General features: G+C 71.2%; 5 protein-coding genes. 3 read left to right on the forward strand and 2 right to left on the reverse strand.

Going from position 1 to position 6,021, the window contains the following annotated elements; genetic code table 11:
* Positions 1-1,428, reverse strand: a 1,428-nt coding sequence (locus JHN63_RS51070) for a SulP family inorganic anion transporter (protein ID WP_200691943.1), incomplete at its 3' end; no start/stop codon positions are given.
* Between the two features lie 38 nt (positions 1,429-1,466).
* Positions 1,467-2,270, reverse strand: a complete 804-nt coding sequence (gene ppk2, locus JHN63_RS51075; RefSeq protein WP_200691939.1) for a polyphosphate kinase 2 — start codon at positions 2,268-2,270, stop codon at positions 1,467-1,469.
* A 196-nt stretch (positions 2,271-2,466) separates the two neighbouring features.
* Between ppk2 and JHN63_RS51080 the strand changes: the two genes are divergently transcribed.
* The 3 genes from JHN63_RS51080 to JHN63_RS51090 form a co-directional block, all read left to right on the forward strand.
* Positions 2,467-2,841 (forward strand): ferredoxin, encoded by a 375-nt coding sequence (locus JHN63_RS51080; RefSeq protein ID WP_200691940.1) that lies wholly within the window; start codon positions 2,467-2,469, stop codon positions 2,839-2,841.
* A 110-nt stretch (positions 2,842-2,951) separates the two neighbouring features.
* Positions 2,952-4,130, forward strand: coding sequence for an acyl-CoA dehydrogenase family protein (locus tag JHN63_RS51085; protein ID WP_200691941.1), 1,179 nt, complete (start codon positions 2,952-2,954; stop codon positions 4,128-4,130).
* Positions 4,131-4,372: 242 nt separating this feature from the next.
* Positions 4,373-6,021: serine/threonine-protein kinase (locus JHN63_RS51090; protein WP_200691942.1), on the forward strand; the 1,649-nt coding region annotated here is incomplete at its 3' end.

A 6,021-nucleotide genomic window follows, 5' to 3' on the forward strand; every position in this document is an offset into this window, starting at 1 on the left:
GACGGCGGCCAGGGCGCGGCGGCGGAAGTCCTCCGCGTTGGCGAAGAAGAGCGGCGAGTCGTAGCGGTAGACGAGCAGGCCCGGGATCGTGCGGGCCTGCGGATAGTCGTCCACGTCGTGCATGCCCGCCACACCGGGGACCAGACCCTCGACGGCGTCGTGCGGACGGGCCACCCGCGTGAGGAGTTCCGCCACCGACAGGCCGACGGCGACGATCACGCCGTAGAGGATGTCCAGGGCCAGGACGCCGGCCAAGCAGCCCAGGGCGAGCAGGAGTTCGCGGCGGCGGAAGGTCGCCAGCCGGTGGAAGCCGGACAGGTCGATCATGCGGACGGCCGCGTAGACGACGAGGGCGCCGAGGACCGCCGAGGGGGTGCGCGACAGGAGGGGGCTCAGGAAGAGGAGGACCGCCAGGACGACCGCTCCCGCGACCAGTGAGTACGCCTGGCTGCGGGCGCCCGTCGAGGAGGCCAGCGCGGTGCGGCTCGCGCTGCTGCTCACCGGGAAGCCGTGGAGCACGCCCGCGCCGAGATTGGCGGCGCCCAGGGCCAGGAACTCCTGGTCCGCGTCCAGACCCGGGCCGTCCTCGTCCGCGTCGTCGCCGGTGAAGGCCCGTGCGGTGAGGATGAAGTCGGTGTAGGCGACGAGCAGGACACCGAGCGCGGGCAGCACCAGGTGGGGCAGTTCGGTGAGGTCCGGGAGGCCGATCGTGGGAAGTCCCGCCGGGACGTGGCCGATCACCTTGATGCCGTACCGGTCGTCCAGGTCGAGGACGGCCACGGCCGCCGTGCCCAGCACCACGGCCAGCAGCGGGCCGGGCACCGCCCGGGACAGCCGTGCCACCGTGAAGAGGAACCCGAGCATGACCACCGCGAACACCAGCGTGGGCGCGTGGAGTTGATCCAAGTGCCGTAGGAAAGACCAGAGTTGGGGGAAGAACGCGGTGCCGGTCGTCGACACCCCGGTGAGCTTGGGCAGTTGGTCCACGATCATGATCAGGGCGACGCCCGCCAGATAGCCGATCAGGACCGGGCGCGAGAGCAGATCGGCGACGAAGCCGAGCCGTACCGCCCACGCGATCAGACACAGCAGACCGACCGTGACCGCGAGCGCGGCGGCCAGCGTGGCGTAGCGGCTCGGGTCGCCGGCCGCGAGAGGGCCCACGACGGTCGCCGTCATCAGCGCGGTCGTCGACTCGGGGCCGACCGACAGCAGCCGCGACGAGCCCAGGACGGCGTACAGGGCGAGCGCGGGCAGGATCGCCCACAGTCCGGCGACCGGCGGCAGCCCGGCGACCCCGGCGTACGCCATCACCTGCGGGACGAGATACGCGGCCACCGTGACCCCGGCCAGCAGATCGCCGCGCAGCCAGGCGCGGCGGTATCCGGCGAGCGCGGCGATTCCGGGCGTCAGTCGCCGCCAGTCCAGGAGGCGCCCGACCGGGCCGGTGGACACGGGGTTCCCGTTCAGAGGGTCGCCGCGTGGTCCGGGACGTACGTCTGGAGGTCGCGCGGCGGACGCTCGTAGCCGGTGGACGGCGGGCGGGGCGGGAGTTCGAGGACCGGGGGCGACACCTCGTGGTAGGGGAGGGAGCCGAGCAGATGGGCGATCATGTTCAGCCGGGCCCGGCGCTTGTCGTCGCTCTCGACGACGGACCAGGGGGCCTCGGAGATGTCGGTGTGGACCAGCATCTCGTCCTTGGCCCGCGAGTAGTCCTCCCAGTGGGTGATGGACTCCAGGTCCATCGGCGAGAGCTTCCAGCGGCGCAGCGGGTCCTCCAGCCGGCGCCGGAACCGGTCCTGCTGCACGGCGTCGCTCACCGAGAACCAGTACTTGCGCAGCACGATCCCGTCCTCCACGAGCATCCGCTCGAAGATCGGGCACTGGCGCAGGAACAGCTGGTACTCCTCCTGGGAGCAGAAGCCCATCACCCGCTCGACACCGGCCCGGTTGTACCAGGACCGGTCGAACAGCACGATCTCGCCCGCGGCCGGCAGATGCTCGACGTACCGCTGGAAGTACCACTGGGTGCGCTGGCGGTCGGTCGGCTTCGGCAGGGCGGCGATCCGGGCGACGCGCGGGTTGAGGTGTTCGGCGACCCGTTTGATGGTGCCGCCCTTGCCGGCCGCGTCCCGCCCCTCGAAGACGATCACCAGCCGGGTGCCCTCGGCCCGCACCCACTCCTGGAGTTTCACCAACTCCGTCTGCAGGCGCAGCAGTTCCGTCTCGTACTTCGCGCGCGGCAGCTTTGCCGCCTTCTTGCCGGCCATGCCGCCTCAACCCCTCGATGACGTGCGCGGTCGCTCCCGTCCAAGGTCGAACACCTGGACATCGACCGTACTGATCGCCACCGTACTGATCGCCGGGAGCCGGCGCACCCCGTGCGCACCCCGTATGTGCCCCGTACACGCCCTGTGCGCCCGCCGTGCCGGGTTTGCGCCGCCCCGCAGCGGCAACCCGGACAGTGTGACCGCGTTGACCACTCAGCAGGAGCTCGTCCGCTTCCTGGAGGACCGCTTCGCCTGCGCACAGGCCTGTACCGGGTGTGCGCGGGCCTGTGTGCTGCGCGTCAGCCGCTCCGGTCCGGACGCGACCGGCCACGAGGCCCTCGTCCGGAGCAAGGCACTGCTGTGCGCGGAGGTGTGCGACGCGACCTGCCGGATGCTGGCCGAGCAGAACCTCCAGGACGAGTCCGCCCTGCGCCTCCAGACCAAGTGGTGCCGGCTCGTCTGCCTGGAGTCCGCGCAGGTCTTCGACGCGCGACCGGGCGCCGAGGCGTCGGCGGCGGCCTGCCGGGACTGCGCACGGGCCTGCACGGAGTTCCTGGCCACCCTGAACTGACCGGGCCGGACGCCCACTTCGAGGGCATCGCCGCCTCGCCATTCCCAATTTCTGGAACACGTTCTACGGTGTGCGCCGTCAGGACCGGCCTTGGGGAGCCAGGAGGCGCCGTGCATCTCGAATACACGCCCGAGCAGCAGCGACTGCGCACCGAACTGCGCGCCTACTTCGCCGAGTTGGTGCCCGACCATGCCTACTCCCGCTACGAGGACCCCGCCGCCCAGAAGCGTTTCTACCGCGAGACCATCCGCCGGCTCGGCACCGACGGCTGGCTCGGCGTCGGCTGGCCCGAGGAGTACGGCGGGCGCGGGCTGACGCCGATGGAGCAGTTCATCTTCTTCGACGAGGCCGCGCAGGCCGGCGTACCGCTGCCGTTGATGGCCCTCAACACCGTCGGCCCGACGATCATGCAGTTCGGCACCGACGAGCAGAAGACGTACTTCCTCCCGAAGATCCTCGCCGGCGAGATCGACTTCGCGATCGGCTACAGCGAGCCCGAGGCCGGCACGGATCTCGCGGCGCTCAAGACACGGGCCGTCCGCGACGGCGACGAGTACGTCGTCGACGGCCAGAAGATCTGGACCACCAACGGCGACACCGCCGACTGGGTCTGGCTCGCCGTGCGCACCGACCCCGACGCCCCGCCGCACAAGGGCATCACCATGCTCCTGGTCCCGACCGCCGACCCCGGCTACACCTGCACGGTGATCAACACCCTCGCCTCGCACGACACCACCGCGAGTTACTACGAGAACATCCGCGTCCCCGTCTCCCGCCGTGTCGGCCAGGAGAACCAGGGCTGGCGCCTGATCACCAACCAGCTCAACCACGAACGCGTCACCCTCGCCGCCCACGGCACCATGGCCATCCGCGCCCTGCACGACGTCCAGCACTGGGCCATGGAGACCAAACTCGCCGACGGCCGCCGCGTCGTCGACCTCCCCTGGGTCCGCCGCCTCCTCGCCCGCACCCACGCCAGGCTCGACGCGATGAAACTCCTCAACTGGCAGATGGTGAACGCCGTCCAGGAAGGCACCCTCACCCCCCAGGACGCCTCCGCCGTCAAGGTCTACGGCTCCGAGGCCCGCCGAGACGCCTACGCCTGGCTCATGGAGATCGTCGCCGCGACCGGCGCCCTGAAGGAGGGCTCCGCGGGCGTCGTCCTGCACGGCGAACTGGAACGCGGCTACCGCTCCGCCGTCATCTTCACCTTCGGCGGAGGCAACAACGAGATCCAGCGGGAGATCATCTCGTGGATCGGGCTGGGGATGCCGAGAGTACGGCGCTAGTCCGAGCCGCGTCGGCCTCTCCCGGCGCGCGAGGCGCTCCGGCGGCGCGTGGTGCATTTGCCCTACGTCCTCCTGCCGCCGTACGCCCATCAGTTGTACGGCGGAACGGCCCCCCGGCCCCGACACACCCGCACCCGCAACCGCCGCGGTACCCCGCCGGCGTACAAAGTCGGACGATCGCTCGCCATACTGGACGAGCCAGGGGAGGGCGGGACGAACACTGACGGGGGCGATCGCGGGAAATGGGGGACAGCAGGCTGATCCAGGGCCGCTACCGACTGCTCGATCTGATCGGGCGCGGCGGCATGGGCGAGGTGTGGCGTGCGCGGGACGAGTCACTGGGGCGGCTCGTCGCCGTGAAGTGCCTCAAGCCGATGAACCCGCACCACGACCAGTCGTTCACCCGGGTGCTGCGCGAGCGGTTCCGGCGTGAGGCGCGGGTGGCCGCGGCGCTGCAACACCGCGGGGTGACCGTCGTCCATGACTTCGGCGAGTCCGACGGCGTCCTCTACCTGGTGATGGAGCTGCTCGACGGCCGCAACCTCAGCCAGCTCCTGGAGGACAACGAACAACGGCCGCTGCCCGTCGGCGACGTGGTCGAGATCGCCGAACAGGTCGCCTCCGCCCTCGCCTACTGCCACCAACAGGGCATCGTGCACCGGGACTTGAAGCCCGCGAACATCATGCGGCTGACCGACGGCACGGTGAAGATCTGCGACTTCGGCATCGCCCGCCTCGGCGCCGACATCGGGTTCACCTCCCGGCTCACCGGCACCGGCATCGCGATGGGCACCCCGCACTACATGTCGCCGGAACAGATCAGCGGCACCGAGGTCGACCAGCGCAGCGACCTCTACTCCTTCGGCTGCGTGCTGTACGAACTCGCCACCGGGGCACCGCCGTTCGACCTCGGCGACGCCTGGGCGATTCTCATCGGCCACCGCGACACCGTGCCCACCCCGCCGCGTGAGAGGCGCCCCGAGGTTCCCGACTACCTGGAGAAGGCCATCCTCGACCTGCTGGCCAAGCTCCCGGAGCAACGTCCGCACGACGCGCGTGAGTTGGGCCGCCGGATCACCTTGGGCCGTACGACACCCTTGTACGTGCCGACCGTCGTGACCCCGCAGCCAGAACTACGCCCGCCGGAACCGGTGTCCGGAGAGCCGCGTCTGCCGTCCTGGACGCGCGGGATGACCACCGGGCACAAGGCGTCCGGCGCCGGACTGCGCACCACCCCGCCGGACGCCGGAGCCGGACTCACCGGCGAGTGGATCGCCCGCCCGACCACCGGCCACGCGGCGGAACCCGCACCGGAGTCGCCGTCCGCGCCCTCCGCGGAGACCCTCGACTCCCTTGCCGGGCGGCACAACGCGGGCCTGAGCCTGGGCCGGCTCGGCCGCTGGGCGGAGGCCGGCGAGGTGCACCGCGCGGTCGCCGCCGAACGCACCGACCTCCTCGGCCCGGACCACCCCGACACGCTCGCCAGCCGCTACGAACTCGGCTTCACCCTCAGTCGTACCGGCCGCGCCGCCGACGCCCGTTCCCTGGCGCGGGCGACGTGGGTGTACTCGTGCAGGGCGTCGGCGGCGGTCCTGGGCCAGTTGGGCCGCCACTTCGACGCACACCAGGTGTACACGTCGGTACTCGCCGCCCGGGAACGCACGATGGGCCCCGATCACCCGGACACCCTGCGCTGCCGCCACAACCTCGCCTTCAACCTCAGCCGGCTCGGCCGCCTGGAGGACTCGTACCGCATGGCCTGCGAGGTGGCCGCCGCCCGCGCCCGCGTGTTGGGCCCCGGCCATCCCGACACCCTGGTCACCCGCTACGAAGTCGCCTACGCGCTGGGCCAGTTGGGCCGCTGGCAGGAGGCACTCCAGACCTACGGCGA

It is taken from the genome of Streptomyces sp. MBT65, from assembly GCF_016612545.1.
GTDB lineage: Bacteria > Actinomycetota > Actinomycetes > Streptomycetales > Streptomycetaceae > Streptomyces.